This is a genomic window from Streptomyces sp. NPDC002176, assembly GCF_044903645.1.
Lineage (GTDB): Bacteria > Actinomycetota > Actinomycetes > Streptomycetales > Streptomycetaceae > Streptomyces.
Genome location: NZ_JBJDQW010000004.1, coordinates 643,722 through 661,527, shown reverse-complemented (window position 1 = coordinate 661,527; position 17,806 = coordinate 643,722). Strand labels below are relative to the sequence as shown.

Annotated in this window: 21 protein-coding genes and 1 riboswitch; of the genes, 12 read left to right on the top strand and 9 right to left on the bottom strand. The window is 71.8% G+C overall.

Annotation, left to right across the window (positions count from 1 at the left end; translation table 11 throughout):
• Window positions 1-35: 35 nt before the first annotated feature.
• The 3 genes from ACI2LY_RS22195 to ACI2LY_RS22185 all read right to left on the bottom strand — a co-directional run bounded on the left by ACI2LY_RS22195 (window position 36) and on the right by ACI2LY_RS22185 (window position 2,010).
• Window positions 36-509: a C40 family peptidase gene (locus tag ACI2LY_RS22195; RefSeq protein WP_376115131.1), complete on the bottom strand. Its 474-nt coding sequence runs from the start codon at window positions 507-509 to the stop codon at window positions 36-38.
• Between the two features lie 3 nt (window positions 510-512).
• Window positions 513-726, bottom strand: a riboswitch (cyclic di-AMP (ydaO/yuaA leader).
• A 341-nt stretch (window positions 727-1,067) separates the two neighbouring features.
• A complete protein-coding gene (locus ACI2LY_RS22190; RefSeq protein ID WP_393915631.1) occupies window positions 1,068-1,376 on the bottom strand; it encodes a hypothetical protein in 309 nt (102 codons plus the stop codon).
• Between the two features lie 7 nt (window positions 1,377-1,383).
• Entirely contained in the window at window positions 1,384-2,010 is a 627-nt protein-coding gene (locus tag ACI2LY_RS22185; RefSeq protein WP_404708659.1) for an ATP-dependent Clp protease proteolytic subunit, read from the bottom strand.
• Window positions 2,011-2,096: 86 nt separating this feature from the next.
• Between ACI2LY_RS22185 and ACI2LY_RS22180 the strand changes: the two genes are divergently transcribed.
• The 8 genes from ACI2LY_RS22180 to ACI2LY_RS22145 all read left to right on the top strand — a co-directional run bounded on the left by ACI2LY_RS22180 (window position 2,097) and on the right by ACI2LY_RS22145 (window position 8,790).
• Complete coding sequence (locus tag ACI2LY_RS22180) at window positions 2,097-2,387, top strand: type II toxin-antitoxin system Phd/YefM family antitoxin (RefSeq protein ID WP_404708658.1); 291 nt, start codon at window positions 2,097-2,099, stop codon at window positions 2,385-2,387.
• A gap of 161 nt (window positions 2,388-2,548) precedes the next feature.
• Window positions 2,549-2,851 (top strand): urease subunit gamma, encoded by a 303-nt coding sequence (locus tag ACI2LY_RS22175; protein ID WP_164188155.1) that lies wholly within the window; start codon window positions 2,549-2,551, stop codon window positions 2,849-2,851.
• Between the two features lie 10 nt (window positions 2,852-2,861).
• On the top strand, window positions 2,862-3,173 hold the full coding sequence (locus ACI2LY_RS22170) for an urease subunit beta (RefSeq protein WP_404708657.1): 312 nt from the start codon (window positions 2,862-2,864) through the stop codon (window positions 3,171-3,173).
• Window positions 3,166-4,887 carry an urease subunit alpha gene (locus tag ACI2LY_RS22165; RefSeq protein ID WP_404708656.1) on the top strand — a complete coding sequence of 574 codons (1,722 nt, stop codon included), beginning with the start codon at window positions 3,166-3,168 and terminating at the stop codon, window positions 4,885-4,887. The genes ACI2LY_RS22170 and ACI2LY_RS22165 overlap by 8 nt, the downstream gene beginning before the upstream one ends.
• 8 nt (window positions 4,888-4,895) lie before the next feature.
• The gene (locus ACI2LY_RS22160; RefSeq protein ID WP_404708655.1) at window positions 4,896-5,570 is read left to right on the top strand and encodes an urease accessory protein UreF; all 675 of its coding nucleotides are present in this window, start codon (window positions 4,896-4,898) and stop codon (window positions 5,568-5,570) included.
• A 71-nt stretch (window positions 5,571-5,641) separates the two neighbouring features.
• Window positions 5,642-6,319, top strand: a complete 678-nt coding sequence (gene ureG, locus ACI2LY_RS22155; RefSeq protein ID WP_404708654.1) for an urease accessory protein UreG — start codon at window positions 5,642-5,644, stop codon at window positions 6,317-6,319.
• Window positions 6,283-7,080, top strand: a complete 798-nt coding sequence (locus ACI2LY_RS22150) for an urease accessory protein UreD (RefSeq protein ID WP_404708653.1) — start codon at window positions 6,283-6,285, stop codon at window positions 7,078-7,080. The genes ureG and ACI2LY_RS22150 overlap by 37 nt, the downstream gene beginning before the upstream one ends.
• Window positions 7,081-7,194: 114 nt before the next feature.
• Window positions 7,195-8,790 carry an alpha/beta hydrolase gene (locus tag ACI2LY_RS22145; protein ID WP_404708652.1) on the top strand — a complete coding sequence of 532 codons (1,596 nt, stop codon included), beginning with the start codon at window positions 7,195-7,197 and terminating at the stop codon, window positions 8,788-8,790.
• 83 nt (window positions 8,791-8,873) lie between these two features.
• On the opposite strand, the gene ACI2LY_RS22140 is transcribed toward ACI2LY_RS22145, so the two are convergent.
• Window positions 8,874-9,584, bottom strand: a complete 711-nt coding sequence (locus ACI2LY_RS22140) for a lysophospholipid acyltransferase family protein (RefSeq protein WP_404708651.1) — start codon at window positions 9,582-9,584, stop codon at window positions 8,874-8,876.
• Window positions 9,585-9,781: 197 nt separating this feature from the next.
• On the opposite strand from ACI2LY_RS22140, the gene ACI2LY_RS22135 reads away from it, so the two are divergent.
• The 4 genes from ACI2LY_RS22135 to ACI2LY_RS22120 all read left to right on the top strand — a co-directional run bounded on the left by ACI2LY_RS22135 (window position 9,782) and on the right by ACI2LY_RS22120 (window position 13,692).
• Window positions 9,782-11,227, top strand: a complete 1,446-nt coding sequence (locus ACI2LY_RS22135; RefSeq protein ID WP_404708650.1) for a cytochrome ubiquinol oxidase subunit I — start codon at window positions 9,782-9,784, stop codon at window positions 11,225-11,227.
• On the top strand, window positions 11,228-12,514 hold the full coding sequence (locus ACI2LY_RS22130) for a cytochrome d ubiquinol oxidase subunit II (RefSeq protein WP_404708649.1): 1,287 nt from the start codon (window positions 11,228-11,230) through the stop codon (window positions 12,512-12,514). It begins immediately after the preceding gene.
• Window positions 12,515-12,603: 89 nt separating this feature from the next.
• Window positions 12,604-13,002 (top strand): DUF6153 family protein, encoded by a 399-nt coding sequence (locus ACI2LY_RS22125; RefSeq protein ID WP_404708648.1) that lies wholly within the window; start codon window positions 12,604-12,606, stop codon window positions 13,000-13,002.
• Window positions 13,003-13,083: 81 nt separating this feature from the next.
• Window positions 13,084-13,692 (top strand): DUF305 domain-containing protein, encoded by a 609-nt coding sequence (locus tag ACI2LY_RS22120; protein WP_404708647.1) that lies wholly within the window; start codon window positions 13,084-13,086, stop codon window positions 13,690-13,692.
• A gap of 46 nt (window positions 13,693-13,738) precedes the next feature.
• Here ACI2LY_RS22120 and rocD read toward each other — a convergent pair whose 3' ends face one another.
• The 5 genes from rocD to ACI2LY_RS22095 form a co-directional block, all read right to left on the bottom strand.
• On the bottom strand, window positions 13,739-14,965 hold the full coding sequence (gene rocD, locus ACI2LY_RS22115; protein ID WP_404708646.1) for an ornithine--oxo-acid transaminase: 1,227 nt from the start codon (window positions 14,963-14,965) through the stop codon (window positions 13,739-13,741).
• The gene (gene ddaH, locus ACI2LY_RS22110) at window positions 14,962-15,774 is read right to left on the bottom strand and encodes a dimethylargininase (RefSeq protein ID WP_388999240.1); all 813 of its coding nucleotides are present in this window, start codon (window positions 15,772-15,774) and stop codon (window positions 14,962-14,964) included. The genes rocD and ddaH overlap by 4 nt, the downstream gene beginning before the upstream one ends.
• A gap of 167 nt (window positions 15,775-15,941) precedes the next feature.
• Window positions 15,942-16,427 (bottom strand): Lrp/AsnC family transcriptional regulator, encoded by a 486-nt coding sequence (locus ACI2LY_RS22105; protein ID WP_388999238.1) that lies wholly within the window; start codon window positions 16,425-16,427, stop codon window positions 15,942-15,944.
• Between the two features lie 53 nt (window positions 16,428-16,480).
• Complete coding sequence (locus tag ACI2LY_RS22100) at window positions 16,481-16,666, bottom strand: hypothetical protein (RefSeq protein ID WP_388999235.1); 186 nt, start codon at window positions 16,664-16,666, stop codon at window positions 16,481-16,483.
• A 90-nt stretch (window positions 16,667-16,756) separates the two neighbouring features.
• Window positions 16,757-17,707 (bottom strand): cytochrome c oxidase assembly protein, encoded by a 951-nt coding sequence (locus tag ACI2LY_RS22095; RefSeq protein WP_404708645.1) that lies wholly within the window; start codon window positions 17,705-17,707, stop codon window positions 16,757-16,759.
• Between the last annotated feature and the right edge of the window lie 99 nt (window positions 17,708-17,806).

The following is a 17,806-nucleotide window of genomic DNA, read 5'->3' as shown; positions in this document are numbered from 1 at the left end:
CCGCGGAAGCCGTCCCCAGCCGTGTTCCGGCGCCGCTAGTTGACCCGGCCGTACCAGACGCTCTTGGTCCAGATCTTCTGGAGCCGCACCACGTCCCCGGACTTCGGCGCGTGCCAGATCTTGCCCTTACCGGCGTAGATGCCGACGTGGTAGACGCTGGAGCCCGAGTGGAAGAACACCAGGTCACCGGCCTTGCGGTGGCCCGAGGAGATGTGGTGCGTCTTGTTGTACTGCTGGGCGGCCGTCCGCGGCAGCTTCTTGCCCGCCTTCTTGAACGAGTACAGCGTCAGGCCCGAGCAGTCGAAGCGGCCCGGCCCGGTGGCTCCGTAGCGGTAGGGGGCGCCCTTCTTGGACGCGGCGACCTTCAGTGCCTTCGACGCGGTGGTCGCGGCGGAGGCGTCGGTGGCCAGTCCCGGCACCATGATCGAGCCGCCCACGGCGGCCAGGGTGAGGGCCGAGGCCGTACCGGCCCGGGCCATCAGCGACGGGACACGATTGAGCGCAGTCATGCGCAACCCTTCGTCAGCCGCCTGTGAAGGATGACCTGTCGGATTCGGGCTGGCGAAGTTGCCCGGCCGTGTCACCACGGCTTCACCCCAAGGGCTGCTCGGCACGATCGTCCGCGTCTCGCGGACATCCGTCCCGGCGACCCGTCTTGCTCGGGTCCTCCACTCCTGCCGATGCACTTCTGTCGACCGGTCATCCGGGTGGCGGCAGGACTCGGCGTCCGCCCGGATGCGCCCCGCCGTTGTGGCGGGGTCTTGTCGTCAGACAGGGATCTTGGCCCACTCCTGTCCGAAAATCCCAATGGAACCGGGGGTTTGTGGTGTTACTCACCACTCACCCGTTCGGGTGGACAGGGGTATGTCCGAGCCGCCGTCAATTCCCCTGCATGGCCCCGGACCTGGGATTCGATCGCCGCGCGTCGGCCCGCCGGGCGCGCCGCGCGCAACTCGGCGGGTCCGGAAACGGGCGCGGAGATACACCGGTCGGCGGTAGCACGTTCGGCCCGTTTCGGCGCGGCGGACGACACGCCGTGCCCCGTCCGGCCGACGGCGGTGTCCGGCTCAGCCGACGTCATCGGGCGGGAGCGCGACGCGCGCGGCCCGGCGCTCCCCGTCCAGCACCCGGAGCGCGTGTGCCAGCGTGCGCCCGTACAGCTCCGCCTCGCCCCGCCCGTGCATCAGCGCGAGCGCGTCACGGAGCGCGGCCGCCGTGCGCACCAGCGCCTGCGCCGCCCTGAGGGCCCGGTACGTGTCCCCGTGCCGGGCCGGGTTGATCCGGCCCAGCAGGTCGGCCGCCTCCAGATAACGGTCGATCAGCTCGCCCTCGGCGCGGGTCAGCGCGGGCAGCGGCGGCAGCTCCTCCGGCAGCACGGCCCGCTCACCGGGCGCCGGGCAGCTGCTTGCGGTCGCGTACGACGCCGTCGACCAGGCCGTGCTCCAGGGCGCCGGTGGCGTCCAGCACCCGCTCCCGCTCCAGATCCGCGGTGACGGTGGCGGCGTCCCGGCCGGTGTGCCGCACGAGCAGCTCCTCCATCAGCTCCCGCGCCCTGACCAGCTCCGCCGCCTTGATCTCCAGGTCGCTGGGCTGCCCCTGCACCGGCTCGGTCAGCTCCGGCTGACGCAGCACCACCCGCGAGCCGGGCAGCGCGAACCGCTTGCCGGGCGTACCGGCCGCGAGCAGCACGGTGGCCACCGAGGCGACCTGGCCCAGGCAGTACGTCCCCACGTCGCAGCCGACGTAGCGCATCGTGTCGTAGACCGCCGTCATGGCGTGGAAGTCGCCGCCGGGGCAGTTCAGGTACAGCGTGATGTCCCGGTCCGGGGCGGCGTGTTCGAGCTGCATGAGCTGGGCGATCACATCCGTGGCCGCCGTGTCGTCCAGCGGCGTGCCCAGGAACACGATCCGGTGTTCGAACAGCTTGGAGTACGGGTCGAGCGTGCGGCGGACGCCTCCGTCGCGCTCGGTGAACTCGGGCAGGACATGTCGGGCGTTCGATCGGGTCATGGCACACCCCTCCTGATCGACGGGACCACTGACGACCCCGCTTCTGTAAAAAATGTACAGGACGTACGTGACGTTAGAATGGGGTCATGGCCTACGAGATTCCGGTGACGCAAGCCAGGGCCGAGCTGGCCGACCTGATCAACCGCGTGGTGTACGGCGGTGAGCGGGTCGTGGTGACCCGGCACGGCAAACCGCTCGTCGCGCTGGTCTCGGCCGACGACCTGGCACGGCTGGAAGCGCTCGACGCGCGGGACGCCGAGCAGGACGAGCAGGTGATCAGCTCCGTCTCCGGCGTCCGCGAGATCGCCGCCTCCCCGCCGCACGAGCGCCAGCGGTTCGGCATCGCCGCCGAGCACCGGCGGCCCGGCACCACCTGAGGCCGAGGCACGCCGAACACCCCGCCGGTTAACGTCGCCGAAACGCCGGCGAACTAGCCTTCGCTCCCACGCCACCAGGGGTTTTCATCACGAGCCGACCCCAGTCGTGGCCGCGGCGACCGGGCCCCGCACGGTCCGGAGCGAGGACTGTGAGGTGGGACGTGCAACTGACCCCGCACGAGCAAGAGCGACTGCTGATCCATGTGGCGGCCGACGTGGCAGAGCGGCGCCGGGCCCGCGGCGTGAAGCTCAATCACCCGGAGGCGGTCGCGCTCATCACGTCGCACATCCTGGAGGGCGCCCGCGACGGCCGTACCGTCGCGGAGCTGATGTCCTCCGGCCGCAAGGTGCTGACCCGGGACGACGTGATGGACGGCATCCCCGAGATGATCCACGACGTCCAGGTGGAGGCCACCTTCCCGGACGGCACCAAGCTGGTCACCGTCCATGACCCGATCGTCTGAGGGGCCCGCGATGATTCCCGGAGAGGTGCTGTTCGCGGACGGCCCGGTCGTCTACAACGAGGGGCGCGAGTCCACCCGGCTCACCGTCCTCAACGCCGCCGACCGGCCCGTCCAGGTCGGCTCCCACTACCACTTCGCCGAGGCCAACCCCGGCCTGGACTTCGACCGTTCCGCCGCGCACGGCAAGCGGCTGAACATCGCCGCCGGTACGGCCGTCCGCTTCGAGCCCGGCATCCCCGTCGAGGTCGAACTCGTCCCCCTGGGCGGCGCCCGGATCGTGCCCGGACTGCGCGGCGAGACCGGAGGTGCCCTCGATGCCTGAGATCTCCCGCGCCGCCTACGCCGACCTGTTCGGCCCCACCACCGGCGACCGCATCCGGCTCGCCGACACCGACCTCCTGATCGAGATCGAGGAGGACCGCTCCGGCGGCCCCGGCACCTCCGGCGACGAGGCGGTGTTCGGCGGCGGCAAGGTCATCCGCGAGTCCATGGGCCAGTCCCGCGCCACCCGCGCCGAGGGCACCCCGGACACCGTGATCACCGGTGTCGTCGTCGTGGACCACTGGGGCGTGATCAAGGCCGACGTCGGCATCCGCGACGGCCGGATCACCGGCATCGGCAAGGCCGGGAACCCCGACACCATGGACGGCGTCCACCCCGACCTCGTCATCGGCCCCGAGACCGAGATCATCGCGGGCAACGGGCGCATCCTCACCGCGGGCGCCATCGACGCCCATGTGCACTTCATCTGCCCGCAGATCGCCGACGAGGCGCTCTCCTCCGGCGTCACCACCCTGGTCGGCGGCGGCACCGGCCCGGCCGAGGGCTCCAAGGCCACCACCGTCACCCCGGGCCCCTGGCACCTCGCCCGGATGCTGGAGGCGATGGAGGCGTACCCGGTCAACGTCGGCTTCCTCGGCAAGGGCAACACCGTCTCGCAGGAGGCGATGCTGTCCCAGATCAGGGGCGGCGCCGTCGGACTGAAGCTGCACGAGGACTGGGGCTCCACCCCGGCCGTCATCGACGCGGCCCTCACCGTGGCCGACCGCACCGGCATCCAGGTCGCCATCCACACCGACACCCTCAACGAGGCCGGTTTCGTCGGCGACACCCTCGCCGCCATCGCCGGGCGGGGCATCCACTCGTACCACACCGAGGGCGCCGGGGGCGGGCACGCGCCGGACATCATGACCGTGGTCTCGCAGCCCAACGTGCTGCCCAGCTCGACCAATCCGACCCGGCCGTTCACCGTCAACACCGCCGAGGAACACCTCGACATGCTGATGGTCTGCCACCACCTCAACCCGGCCGTCCCCGAGGACCTCGCCTTCGCCGAGTCCCGCATCCGGCCGTCCACCATCGGCGCGGAGGACATCCTCCACGACCTCGGCGCCATCTCGATCATCTCCTCCGACTCCCAGGCCATGGGCCGCGTCGGCGAGGTCATCCTGCGCACCTGGCAGACCGCCCACGTCATGAAGGGCCGCCGGGGCGCGCTCCCCGGAGACGGCCGCGCCGACAACCACCGCGTGCGGCGCTATGTCGCCAAGTACACGATCAACCCGGCCCTCGCGCAGGGCCTCGCCACGGAGATCGGCTCGGTGGAGACCGGCAAGCTGGCCGACCTGGTGCTGTGGGAGCCCGCGTTCTTCGGGGTGAAGCCGCTGCTCGTGCTCAAGGGCGGCCAGATCGCCTACGCGCAGATGGGCGACGCCAACGCCTCCATCCCGACCCCGCAACCGATCCTGCCCCGCCCGATGTTCGGCGCGATCGGCCGGGCCCCGGCCGCCAACTCCTTCAACTTCGTGTCTGAGCTGGCGATCGAGGACGGCCTGCCCGAACGGCTGGGACTGGGCAAGGAGTTCGTGGCGATCCAGTCCACCCGCGCCGTCACCAAGGCCGACCTGCGCGAGAACGACGCCATGCCGGACGTACGGATCGACCCGGACAGCTTCGCCGTGCACATCGACGGCGAGCTGGTCGAGGCGGTACCGGCGGCCGAACTGCCCATGGCCCAGCGCTACTTCCTCTTCTGAGGCCGCTGATGTCAAGAGCAGCGCTGCTCGTCCTGGCCGACGGCCGCTTCCCCGCCGGAGGGCACGCCCACTCCGGCGGGGCGGAGGCCGCCGTCAAGGCGGGCCGCATCACCGACGCCGCGACCCTGGAGGACTTCTGCCGGGGACGCCTGCACACCACCGGGCTGGTCGCCGCCTCCTTCGCGGCAGCCGCCGTACTCGGCATCCCCGCACGGGAGTTGGACGCGGCCGCCGACGCCCGCACCCCGTCCCCCGCGCTGCGCACCGCCGCGCGACGGCTGGGCCGTCAGCTGGTACGGGCGGCCCGCGCCACCTGGCCCTCACCTGAACTGGACGCGCTGACACGGGAGTTCCCCAAGGGCGCCCATCAGCCGGTCGTCCTCGGCCTCACCGCCCGCGCGGCCGGTCTGGAGCCGCTGGACGCCGCCCACTGCGCGCTGTACGAGAGCGTGAGCGGCCCCGCGACCGCCACCGTACGGCTGCTCAGCCTCGACCCGTTCGACGCCACCGGCGTGCTCGCCCGGCTGGCACCCGAGCTGGACCGGGTGGCCGACCGTGCCGTGGAGGCCGCCCGGCGTGCGCTGACCGAGGGCACCGACGCCCTGCCCGCCGCGTCCGCGCCCCTGCTGGAGATCGGCGCACAGGCGCACGCCGCGTGGCCGGTCCGCCTCTTCGCCTCATAGGACCCGCACTCGCCTCATGGGACCCGCACTCGCCCCGTAGGGCCCGCACCGAACCGCACCTGGAGCCGCACATGCATCTCGACCACACCCACACCGGCCCCGCCGCCGTCAGCGCCGACGCGCACCGCCCCGACGGCGCCCGGCGCGCGCTGCGCATCGGCCTCGGCGGACCGGTCGGCTCCGGCAAGACCGCGACCGTCGCCGCGCTGTGCCGGGCGCTGCGCGACGAACTCTCCCTCGCCGTCGTCACCAACGACATCTACACCCGCGAGGACGCCGAATTCCTGCTGCGCGAAGCCGTGTTGCCGCCCGAGCGGATCACGGCCGTGGAGACCGGCGCCTGTCCGCACACCGCGATCCGCGACGACATCTCCGCCAACCTCGAGGCCGTGGAGGACCTGGAGGACGCCGTCGGCCCGCTCGACCTGATCCTCGTCGAGTCCGGAGGCGACAACCTCACGGCCACCTTCTCCAAGGGGCTGGTGGACGCCCAGATCTTCGTCATCGACGTCGCCGGAGGGGACGACATCCCGCGCAAGGGCGGCCCCGGTGTCACCACCGCCGACCTCCTCGTGGTCAACAAGACGGACCTCGCCCCGTACGTCGGCTCCGACCTCGCCCGCATGGCCGCCGACGCCAAGGCGCAGCGTGCCGAACTCCCGGTGATCTTCCAGACGTTGCGCGTCGAGGGCGGCGTCGGCGAGGTCGCCGGATGGGTGCGCGGGAAGCTCGCGGCGTGGACCGCGTGACCGGAGTCCGCGCCCGCGCCCGGATCGAGGCCCGCGCCGACGGCCGGGGCGGCACCGCGCTCCCGGTGCTGGAGGGCGACGGCCCCTTGGCCCCGCGCCGCACCCGCGCCCACGGCGCCGAGGCCCGTGTCCTGCTGGTCGGCGCGATGAGCGGACCGCTCGGCGGCGACCGCTTCTCGATCGACGCCCAGGTGGGGGAGGGCGCCCGGCTGCACCTGGGCTCGGCCGCCGCCACCCTCGCACTGCCCGGCCAGGCCAAGGGCGAGGCCCGCTACGACGTACGGCTCGACGTGGCCGCCGGAGGCGAGCTGCACTGGCTGCCCGAGCAGTTGATCTCGGCCCGGGGCAGCGACCTGCACGTCACCACGCGCGCCGAACTCGCGCCCGGCGCCACGCTGTTGCTGCGCGAGGAGCAGGTCCTCGGGCGGGCCGGGGAGGAGCCGGGACGGCTGACCAGCAGGCTCACCGTCCGCCTCGGAGGCACCACGCTGCTCGACCAGGAGCTGAGCTGCGGCCCCGGAGCACCGGGCGGCTGGGACGGACCCGCCGTGCTCGGCGGGCACCGGTCGGTCGGACAACTGGTTCTCGTGTCCCCGGAGTTGCGAGAAATCCCGGCGGAGCCCCGGATGCTGGGGGAGGGCACCGCCCTGATGCCGCTCGCCGGACCGGGGGTCCTCGTCAGCGCCGTGGCGCCCGACGCGCTCGCCCTGCGGCGCCGTCTGAACGAGGCGATGGCGCTACTGACCGCCGATCGGAACTGACCATCCGTTTATCGGATTGGTAAAGAAGGTCCGTCACCCCTGTTCTCAGACGGCTCACAGCCGAGAGGATTCCCCGCCTGACCACTCGCAGTGAAGTCACGGGGAGGGGACCCCTTGAGGGAGAACAAACCGAAGAGCCGTCTGCTGGCGCTCAGTTCGGCCGGAGCGCTCGTCACCGCCACGCTGATAGCCGGCGCGGTGACGGCACCCGCGGCCAGCGCCGACAGCCGCCACGGCCAGGACCGCGAGGCCCGCGGAGCCGCCACGGCCGCCGCCCGCGCCGCCAAGGCCGGGATCGACTGGCAGGACTGCCCGGCCGACTGGGGGCTGGAGAAGCCCATCCAGTGCGGCTGGGTCTCCGTGCCGCTGGACTACGCCAAGCCGAACGGCAAGCAGATCAAGCTCGCCGTCGACCGCATGGGCAACACCGGCACCAAGGAGGAGCGCCAGGGCGCCCTCATCTACAACCCCGGCGGCCCCGGTGGCTCCGGCCTGCGCTTCCCGCGCCGGGTCACCACCAAGAGCGCGCTGTGGACCAACACCGCCAAGGCGTACGACTTCGTGGGCTTCGACCCGCGCGGCGTCGGCCACTCGGCGCCCATCTCCTGCGTCGACCCGCAGGAGTTCGTCAAGGCGCCCAAGGCCGACCCGGTGCCCGCGAACGAGGCCGACAAGCGCGCCCAGCGCAAGCTGGCCCGCGAGTACGCCGAGGGCTGCGCCGAGCGCAGCGGCGCGATGCTGCCGCACATGACCACGCCGAACACCGCCCGCGACCTGGACGTCATCCGGGCCGCACTCGGCGAGAAGAAGCTCAACTACCTGGGCGTCTCCTACGGCACCTACCTGGGCGCCGTCTACGGCACGCTCTTCCCGGGCCACATCCGCCGGATGATCGTGGACAGCGTCGTCGACCCCGCGCGCGAGAACATCTGGTACGAGGCCAACCTGAACCAGGACATCGCCTTCGAGGGCCGCTGGAAGGACTGGCAGGACTGGGTCGCCGCAAACGACGCCGCCTTCCACCTCGGCACCACCCGTGCCGCCGTGCAGGGACAGTGGCTCAAGCTGCGCGCCGCCGCCGCGAAGAGCCCGCTCGGCGGAGTCGTCGGCCCGGCCGAGCTGATCTCCTTCTTCCAGAGCGCCCCGTACTACGACTCCTCGTGGGTGCCGGTCGCCACGGCGTTCAGCAAGTACGTCGCCGGTGACACCCAGGCGCTCGTGGACGCCGCCGCGCCCGACCTGTCGGACACCGCGGGCAACATCTCCGCGGAGAACGGCAACGCGGTCTACACCGCCGTCGAGTGCGCCGACGCCAAGTGGCCCACCAGCTGGCAGAAGTGGGACCGGGACAACACCCGGCTCCACAAGGACTACCCGTTCATGACCTGGGCCAACGCCTGGATGAACCTGCCCTGTGCCACCTGGGGCGCCAAGCAGCACACCCCGGTCGAGGTCGGCACCCACAAGGGTCTGCCGCCCGTGCTGATCGTGCAGTCCACCAACGACGCGGCCACCCCGTACGCCGGTGCCGTCTCGCTGCACCAGCGTTTCAAGGGCTCCCGCCTGATCACCGAGAAGGGCGCGGGCTCCCACGGGGTGACCGGACTGGTCAACCCGTGCATCAACCAGCGCGTCGACGCCTACCTGCTGAGCGGCAAGCTCGACAGCTCCGACGTCACCTGCGCACCGCACGCCACGCCCCAGCCGTAACGGCCCGGAGCGAGCCAGAGCGACCCTGAGCAAGGAGGGGGCGGCCGGACACCCGGCCGCCCCCTCCGGCGTTTCCGGACGGCTCAGCGCCGCCGGACGAACCTGCGGGTCCGCGCCGCCTCCGCCTCCGCCTTCACCTCGGCGGCGTACCGGTCCACGTACTCCTGGCCCGACAGCTCCAGCACCGCGTACATGATCTCGTCCGTGATGGCCCGCAGGACCGCCTTCTCGTCCTCCATCCCCGCGTAGCGGGAGAACTCCAGCGGCTCGCCGAAGCGGATGGTGATCGGGCGCAGCTTCGGGATCTTGCGGCCGGGCGGCTGGGCCTCGAAGGTGCCGATCATGGCGCACGGCACGACGGGCGCCCCGGCCTTCAGCGCCATCACGGCGACCCCGACCTTCCCCTTGTACAGGCGCCCGTCGTGCGACCGGGTCCCCTCGGGGTAGATCCCGAGCAGCTCGTCCCGGCCCAGCACCTTCAGCCCCTCGCGGACGGCCGCCTGCCCGGCCTCCTTGCCGGAGCGGTCCACCGGGATCTGGCCCGCGCTGCGGAAGAAGAACGCCGTCAGGCGGCCCTTGAGCCCCGGCCCGGTGAAGTACTCCGCCTTGGCGAGGAAGGTGATCCGGCGCTTCAGGATGGCGGGCATCAGGAAGTGGTCGGAGAACGACAGATGGTTCCCGGCGATGATCGCCGCGCCGGACTCCGGCACATGGTCGAGCCCCTCGATCCGGGGCCGGAAGGCCAGCCTCAGCACCGGGCCCAGCAGCACGTATTTCAGCAAGTGGTAGAACACGGCTCCCCCTCGCTCGCAGCGGCATGTGCAGTCACCTGTTACCGCCCGCGGCCGGGCTCATGCTCATCGCGCGGCGAATTCGCGGAAGCGGCTCCTCCTCGAACAGACGCCCTTGTGCATCCGCCTTCGATAAATCAGGGTAAATATGGACAGATCAGTCCGAGAACGGCTGAACCCGCATAGAGGAGGGCCCGTCCATGTTGACGGTCGACCTGGCCAGGTACCCCCTGCTCCTGGCCGCAGCGGAGCCGGACCAGCTGCTGCCGGCCAGGGAACAGATGGCCTTCACCCTGGGCTTCCACATCATCCTGGTGCCCTTCGGCGTGGCGCTGACTTCCCTGATGCTCATCGCCAACTACCGGGGGCTGCGCAAGGGCGACGAGGCCGCGCTGCTGCTCGCCCGGCGCTGGTCCAAGGTGGCCGCCGTGCTCTTCGCGGTCGGCGCCATCACCGGAACCGTCCTCTCCTTCGAGCTGGGCCTGCTGTGGCCCGGGCTGATGGGGAAATACGGCGCCGCCTTCGGGTTCCCCTTCGCCATCGAGGGGCTGTTCTTCTTCCTCGAAGCGATCTTCGTGGCCATCTACATCTACGGCTGGGACCGGATGCCCCCCTGGGCGCACTTCTGGTCCGGCGTGCCGGTGGCGCTGGCCAGCATCGGGGGAGCGGGCGCCGTCATCGCCGCCAACAGCTGGATGAACCAGCCCGGCGGCATCACGTTGCGCAACGGCCAGCTGGTCGACGTCCGGCCCGCCGAGGTCTTCTTCAACAACGCCTTCTGGCTCCAGTTCTGGCACATGCTGCTGGCCGCCTACATCGTCGCCGGGTTCTGTGTGGCGAGCGTCTACGCGGTGGGCATGATCAGAGGGCGGCGCGGCCACTACCAGAAGCTCGGCTTCCTGATCAGCTTCATCACCGCCGCCGTCGCCCTGCCGGTGCAGATCTTCGTCGGGGACACCATCGCCCGGCAGGTCTTCGACAGCGAGCCCGCCAAGTTCGCCGCCATCGAGCTGCTGCCCAACACCGGCACCCACGTCCCCGAGACCCTCGGCGGTGTCCTCATCGACGGCGAGGTCCGCTACGGCATCTCGGTGCCCTGGGTGGCCTCCATCCTGGCCGGGTTCAAACCCTCGACCCGCATCCAGGGACTCAACGCCATCCCGGCCGACATCAGACCCACCACCGCGCAGGTCAACATCGTGCACTGGGCGTTCGACATCATGGTCGGCACCTCCATGCTGATGCTCGCCGTGGCCGCCTGGTTCGTCTGGGTCTGGTGGAAGCGCCGGAACACCCTGCAGACCAACCGCTGGTTCCTGGGCGCCGCCTCCGTGTGCGGCCTCGTCTCCATCGCCAGTCTGGAAGCGGGCTGGGTCACCACCGAGGTCGGCCGCCAGCCGTGGATCGTCGTCGGGTTGCTGCGCACCAGAGACGCGGTGACCACCCAGGGCAACCTCTGGCCCACCTTCGCGGGGGTGCTGGTGCTCTACCTGGCGGTCGGCGCCGGTGCCATCTGGGTGTTGCTGTCGATGAAGCGACGCTGGCAGAAGCAGGGTGACGAGAACGTCCTGGTGCCCTACGGCCCCGACGCCACGCCCGGCTCCCGGGTCGAGCGCTCCGAGCGGTCCGAGAGGAAGGTGTCGTAGATGGCCGAGCTGGTCGCGGTATTCCTCTTCATCGGGGTCGTCGCCTACGCGGTGCTCGGCGGAGCCGACTTCGGTGCGGGCTTCTGGGACATGATCGCCGGAGGAGCCAAGCGCGGCCGCGAGCCACGCCATCTGATCGACGTCTCGCTCGCCCCGGTCTGGGAGGCCAACCACACCTGGCTGATCTACTGCCTCGTGGTCCTGTGGAGCGGCTTCCCCACCGCCTTCGCCGCCATCACCACCACGCTCTACATCCCGATGGTCCTCGCCCTGCTCGGCATCGTGCTGCGCGGCGCCGGATTCGCCTTCCGCAAGGCGACCGTCCGCACCGAGGAGCAGCGCCTGTACGGCGCCGCCTTCGCGCTCTCCTCCGTCCTGACGCCGTACTGCTTCGGCGCCATCGCGGGCGGTCTCGCCTCCGGCCGGGTGCCCACGGCGGGCAACGGCGACGCGGTGTCCAGCTGGGTCAACCCCACCAGCATCCTCGGCGGCATCCTCGCCGTGCTGGCCTGCTCCTACCTCGCCGCCACCTATCTGACCGTGGAGGCCCTGCACCGCGACGACCAGAAGCTGTACCGGTACTACCGCGACCGGGCGATCGCCGCCGGAGCGGTCACCGGCGCGGTCACCATCGCGGGCATCTTCGTCCTCCAGGCCGACTCGCCGCGCCTCTTCGACCGGCTCAGCGGACCGGCGCTGCCCCTGGTGGTCCTCGCGGCCGTCGGCGGCCTGGTCGGACTGGCCCTGCTGTGGGCCAGGCGGACCATCGGCACCCGGGTGGCGGCGGCGGGCGCCGTCGCCCTGGTCGTGATCGGCTGGGGCGTCGCCCAGACCCCGTACCTCCTCGGCACGCACCTCTCCATCAACGAGGCCGCCGCACCGGACGCCACCCTGGCCGTCGTGGTGGGCGTCGCCATCGTCGCGGGGCTGCTGATCGTGCCGTCCCTGGTGCTCCTGTTCCGGCTCAGCGGCCGGGGCGACGTGGGGGTGGACGAACGTCCCTTTCGGAGCCGCGTGAAGGAAGGGGACCAGGATGCCGCGACGGCGGGCCACGAAGCCGTCGCGACCGGGAGCCGCCGAAGTGCCGCCAGGGGCCGGCTCTCCCCTGCCGAGACCGGCGCCGACCAGGTCCCCGCCGTACCGCTCGACCCCACCGCCGTCCAGCACGAACCCCGCCCCCGTTGGGTGCCCTTCGCGCTCGGCGCCGGTGCGGTGGCCGCGACCGTGGCAGTGGGCGCGCGGGTGATGCGGCGTTCCCGGGACAGGGGCACCGCGAGCCGAACCTGACGGGTCGGGCGAACCCCGCTGTACGGGCGCGCCCGCGGGCGGCGAGTCCCGCCGTAACCCGCGCGAGCGGCACTCGTAGGATGACCGGCATGCCCGGCCCCGTGCACCAGCGCTCCCCGCGACCGCCCCTGCGGCGCTCGCCGGGGCTGCTCGTGCTCGCGGTGCTGGCCGGGCTGCTCGGGATGCACGCGCTGGCGCCGATCGGCGGCACCGGGCACCCGGAACACACCCACGCCCTGCACGCGGGTGCCGTCATCGACGCGCCCGGCGACTGCCCCGACGGCCACTGCGGCGGCCACCGGATGCACCACGCCGACCCGACCTGCGCGTCCGGAGCCGTCGGCGGCGGGCCCGAGCTGCCGGAACCGCTCACGGGACCGGCGGCCCCACCCGCACCGTGCGGCGACCCACGCGCCCGTGCCGTCACCGCGCCGGACAGCGCCCGCGCACCCCCCTCGCTCGCCGAACTCCAACTCCTGCGGATCTAGCGGCACCCACGACCGCGCCCCGTGCGGCGCGGCCGTCCCCACGCGTGCCCGCATCCCCTTTTCACCAGCAGGAGTTCCCGCATGACCACCTCTCACGCGATCCGCCGTGCCGCGCTCGGCGTCGCCACCGTCTCCGCCGTCGTCCTCCTCGCCGCCTGCGGCGGGGAGCAGCACACCGGGGCCCACGGCGCCCCGGCCGCGTCGGCCGGGGCGGACGCCCACAACGCCCAGGACGTCACCTTCGCGCAGGGCATGATCCCGCACCACCAGCAGGCCCTGGAGATGGCCCGGCTGGCCTCCGGCCACGCCGCCTCCGCCGAGGTGAAGGCGCTGGCCGCCCGTATCGAGAAGGCGCAGGACCCGGAGATCCGCACCATGACCGGCTGGCTGAAGTCCTGGGGCGAGGAGCCCCCGATGGCCGGCATGGACCACTCCCGGCACGGCGGCATGGCGGGCATGTCCGGGATGATGAGCGCCGACGACATGACCGCGCTGGAGAAGAGCACCGGCGCGGACTTCGACCGGAAGTTCCTGACCCTGATGATCGCCCACCACCAGGGCGCCGTGGAGATGGCGAAGACGGAGAAGGCCAAGGGCCGTGACGGCCGTGCCACGACGATGGCGGACGACGTGATCACCGCGCAGAGCGCCGAGATCAAGCAGATGAAGGGCCTGCTCGGCGAGAAGTGAGCAAGCGGGCGGGGCCGGTGAGCACACCGGCCCCGCCCTCAGACGCTCAGCCCGCCTGCCCCAGCACCTTCTCCAGCGTGCCCAGCGCGGAGCGCAGCTCGTCCGCCGCCACCGTCAGCGGGGGAGCGAGCCGGATGGTGGAGCCGTGGGTGTCCTTGACGAGGATGCCCTCGCGCATCAGCCGCTCGCTGATCTCCCGGCCGGTGCCCAGCGCCGGGTCCACGTCCACGCCCGCCCACAGACCGCGCGCCCGGAACCCGCTCACCCCGTGCCCGCGCAGCGCCTCAAGCCCCTCGCGCAGGACCACGCCCAGCTCGTCGGCGCGGCGCTGGAACTCGCCCGTCTCCAGCAGCTCGACCACCGCCGTGCCGACCGCCGCCGCCAGCGGGTTGCCGCCGAAGGTGGAGCCGTGCTCACCCGGACCCAGCACGCCCAGCACCTCGCGCCGGGCCACCACCGCCGACACCGGCACGATGCCACCGCCCAGCGCCTTGCCCAGCAGCACCATGTCCGGCACCACCGACTCGTGCTCGACGGCGAGGGTGCGCCCGGTGCGGCCGAGACCGGACTGGATCTCGTCCGCGATGAACAGGCACCCCTTGCGCCGGGTCAGCTCCCGGACCCCGGTCAGATAGCCGTCGTCCGGGATGATCACCCCGGCCTCGCCCTGGATGGGCTCGATCAGCACCGCGGCCGTCGTCTCGTCGACCGCCTCCTCCAGCGCGGCCAGGTCGTTGTACGGCACGATTCGGAAACCGGGCGTGAAGGGCCCGAAGCCCGCCCGCGCCGTCTCGTCCGTGGAGAAGCTGACGATGGTCGTCGTACGGCCGTGGAAGTTGTCCGCCGCGACCACGATCGTGGCCTGCCCCTCGGGGACGCCCTTCACGTCGTACGCCCACTTGCGGGCCACCTTGATGCCGCTCTCCACCGCCTCCGCGCCGGTGTTCATCGGCAGCACCATGTCCAGGCCGGTCAGCGCGGCGAGCCGCTCGGCGAACCCGGCCAGCCGGTCGTTGTGGAAGGCGCGGGAGGTCAGGGTCAGCCGGTCCAGCTGGTCGTGCGCGGCCTGGATCAGCGCCGGGTGGCGGTGACCGAAGTTCAGGGCCGAGTAGCCCGCCAGCATGTCGAGGTACCGGCGGCCCTCGACGTCCTCCACCCAGGCGCCCTCGGCCCGTGCCACGACGACGGGCAGCGGGTGATAGTTGTGCGCGAGCACCGGCTCCTCCGCCCGGATCAGGTCGGCGGAGGTGTGCGCGTGCGCGGGTGCGGTCATGAGCGGATCTCCTGAGTGCAGCACTTGATGCCGCCGCCTGCCTTGTGCAGCTCCGACAGGTCGACGGGCACGGGGTCGTAGCCATGCGTCGCCAGGCGCTCGGCGAGCACCTCGGCCTGGGGGGCGATGAAGACGTGCCGACCGTCGGACACGGAGTTCAGGCCGAACGCCATCGCGTCGTCGCGGGTGGCGAGCACCGCGTCCGGGTACAGCCGCCGGAGCACCTCGCGGCTGCCCTCCGAGAACGCCTCCGGGTAGTAGGCGATGTTGTCGTCGTCCAGTACGAACAGCGCCGTGTCCAGGTGGTAGAAGTACGGGTCCACCAGGGTCAGCGCGATCACCGGGTGCCCGAAGAACTCCTGCGCCTCGCGGTGGGCGTCGCGGGTGGTGCGGAAACCGGTGCCCGCGAGCACGTACCGCCCGGTCCACACGAGGTCGCCCTCGCCCTCGGTCACCGCCAGCGGGCGGTACACGTCGTACCCCGCGGTCTTGAACCAGGAGTCGTAGTGCTGCGACTCCGGGCGCCGCTCCGGGGCGTGGAACAGCGAGCCGAAGACCCGGCCGCCGACCACGAAGGCGGCGTTGGCGGCGAAGACCATGTCGGGCAGGCCCGGCACCGGGTCGACCGCGTCCACGGTGTGACCATGGGCGCGGTAGGCGTCGATCAGGGTCTGCCACTGGGACTGGGCGAGATCGACGTCCACGGGGGCGTCCAGACGCATCCAGGGGTTGATCGCGTACTGCACGGTGAAGTGTCTGGGTTCGCAGACCAGAAAGCGCCGGGGGCGCTGCGCACGGGTTTCGGCCACAGAGGGTTTCCTCCGCTTTCCAGTGTGTTACTCACGGCGGTGACACCACGGTAGAAACTCCGGCCGAGGCGCGACAAGCGACGAAAGCTGCGTGTTCGCGCAGGATCGCTGCGCATCCACCGGCCAGGACGCACGAGACCTGCGCGTTCCGCGGGTTTGGCGGACGATCACTCGGGTGCGGCCTGGGTGGCGCCCGCCTCGGGGCTTTCCGGGAGGAGGTGGGACAGCACCATCACGCTGATCGTCTTCCGGATGAACGGCTCGGCGCGGATGCGCTCCAGCACCTCCTCGAAGTGCTCCACGTCCCGCGCCCGTACGTGCAGCAGGGCGTCCGCGCCGCCGGTCACCGTCATCGCCGCCGTGATCTCCGGATGGTTGCTGACCACCTCCGCGAGCCGCCGGGGCGGGGCGGCGCCCTCGCAGTAGACCTCGACGTACGCCTCCGTGCGCCAGCCGAGCGCGGAGGGCCGCACGGTCGCCGTGAACCCGGTGATCACCCCGGTCTCCCGGAGCCGGTCCACCCGCCGCTTGACCGCCGTGGCCGACAGCCCGACGGCCGCGCCGATCTCGGCGAAGCTGCTCCGGGCGTTCGCCATCAGCGCGGTGATGATCTTGCGGTCGAGGTCGTCGAAGGACGCGGCCCTGCTGTTCACGCGGCCACTGTAATCAGCCCCGGCCGCCCCCCCGGCCCCGGTGACGCGGCGCGCTACGACTGCGTGACGGCCAGCGCCACCGTCAGCAGCCCCAGCACCACCCAGCCGAACCAGAGCCAGCCGTTGCCGCCGATCGCGACCGTGTACGCCGTGACGACGACGAGGCCGCCCACGGTCAGCGCCCCCATCGCCCTGGTGGAACCGTCCGCCTTGCTGGAACCTCGCATGGAACCGGGCATCGCGGCACCCTCCTAGTGGTCCGTCCACCACCATCGTGCCCCGGTTCTAGCGCCACCGGCACTCCGATGGCCGAGCCGGTCCGCGCGGGATCAGCCCTCGCGCCCGCTGAGCGACGCCAGATAGGCGTTGTACGCCGCCAGCTCCTGGTCGCCGTCCCGGTCCGCCGCCCGGTCCTTGCGACGCGCCTGCCGCTGCTCGGAGCGGTACCACTGGAACAGCAGCGCGATCAGCACCAGCACCGACGGGATCTCGCTGAACGCCCACGCGATGCCGCCTGCCGCGCCCTGGTCCGAGAGCGCGTCGATGCCGAGCGAGGCGGGCGGGTGCAGGAACGTCTTCACCATCGGCTCCGACGCCATCATCAGCGCGATGCCGAAGAAGGCGTGGAACGGCATGCCCGCGAACAGCTCCAGCATCCGCATCAGATGGTTCGGCCGGTGCGGGCCCGGGTCCACGCCGATGATCGGCCAGAAGAACACCACGCCCACCGCCAGGAAGTGCACCATCATGGCGATGTGCCCGGCCCTGGACCCCATCAGGAAGTCGAAGACGGGCGAGAAGTACAGCGCGTACAGGCTGGCGATGAACAGCGGGATCGTGAACGCCGGATGGGTGATGAACCGCATGTACCGGCTGTGCAGCAGCGCCAGCAGCAGCTCACGCGGGCCCTTGCGGCCCCGCCCCGCCGTCGGCAGCGCCCGCAGCGCCAGCGTCACCGGCGCGCCGAGCAGGATCAGGATCGGCGACAGCATGCTGATCACCATGTGCTGCACCATGTGCACGCTGAACATGACCATGCCGTAGTCGTTCAGCCGGGTGCACATCACCAGGCCGATGGTCAGCACCCCGACGGCGTACGACAGCGTCCGCGACACCGGCCACGCGTCCCCGCGCCGCCGCAGCCGCAGCACCCCCCAGCCGTACAGGGCGAGCCCGGCCAGGCAGGCGATCAGGAAGAAGGGGTCCGCCGACCACACGAGCCCCCGTCCCAGCGTGAACGGCGGCAGATCCGGCACCATGCCGTGCCCGCTGTGGTCCATCCGGCGGCTCCTGGTTCGTGGGGGTTGAGCGGTTTCTGTCCGCACTCAGGGTACGGGCGCCCCCGCGCCCGGCCGTGAGCGGGGTCCGCCGCCCCGCGC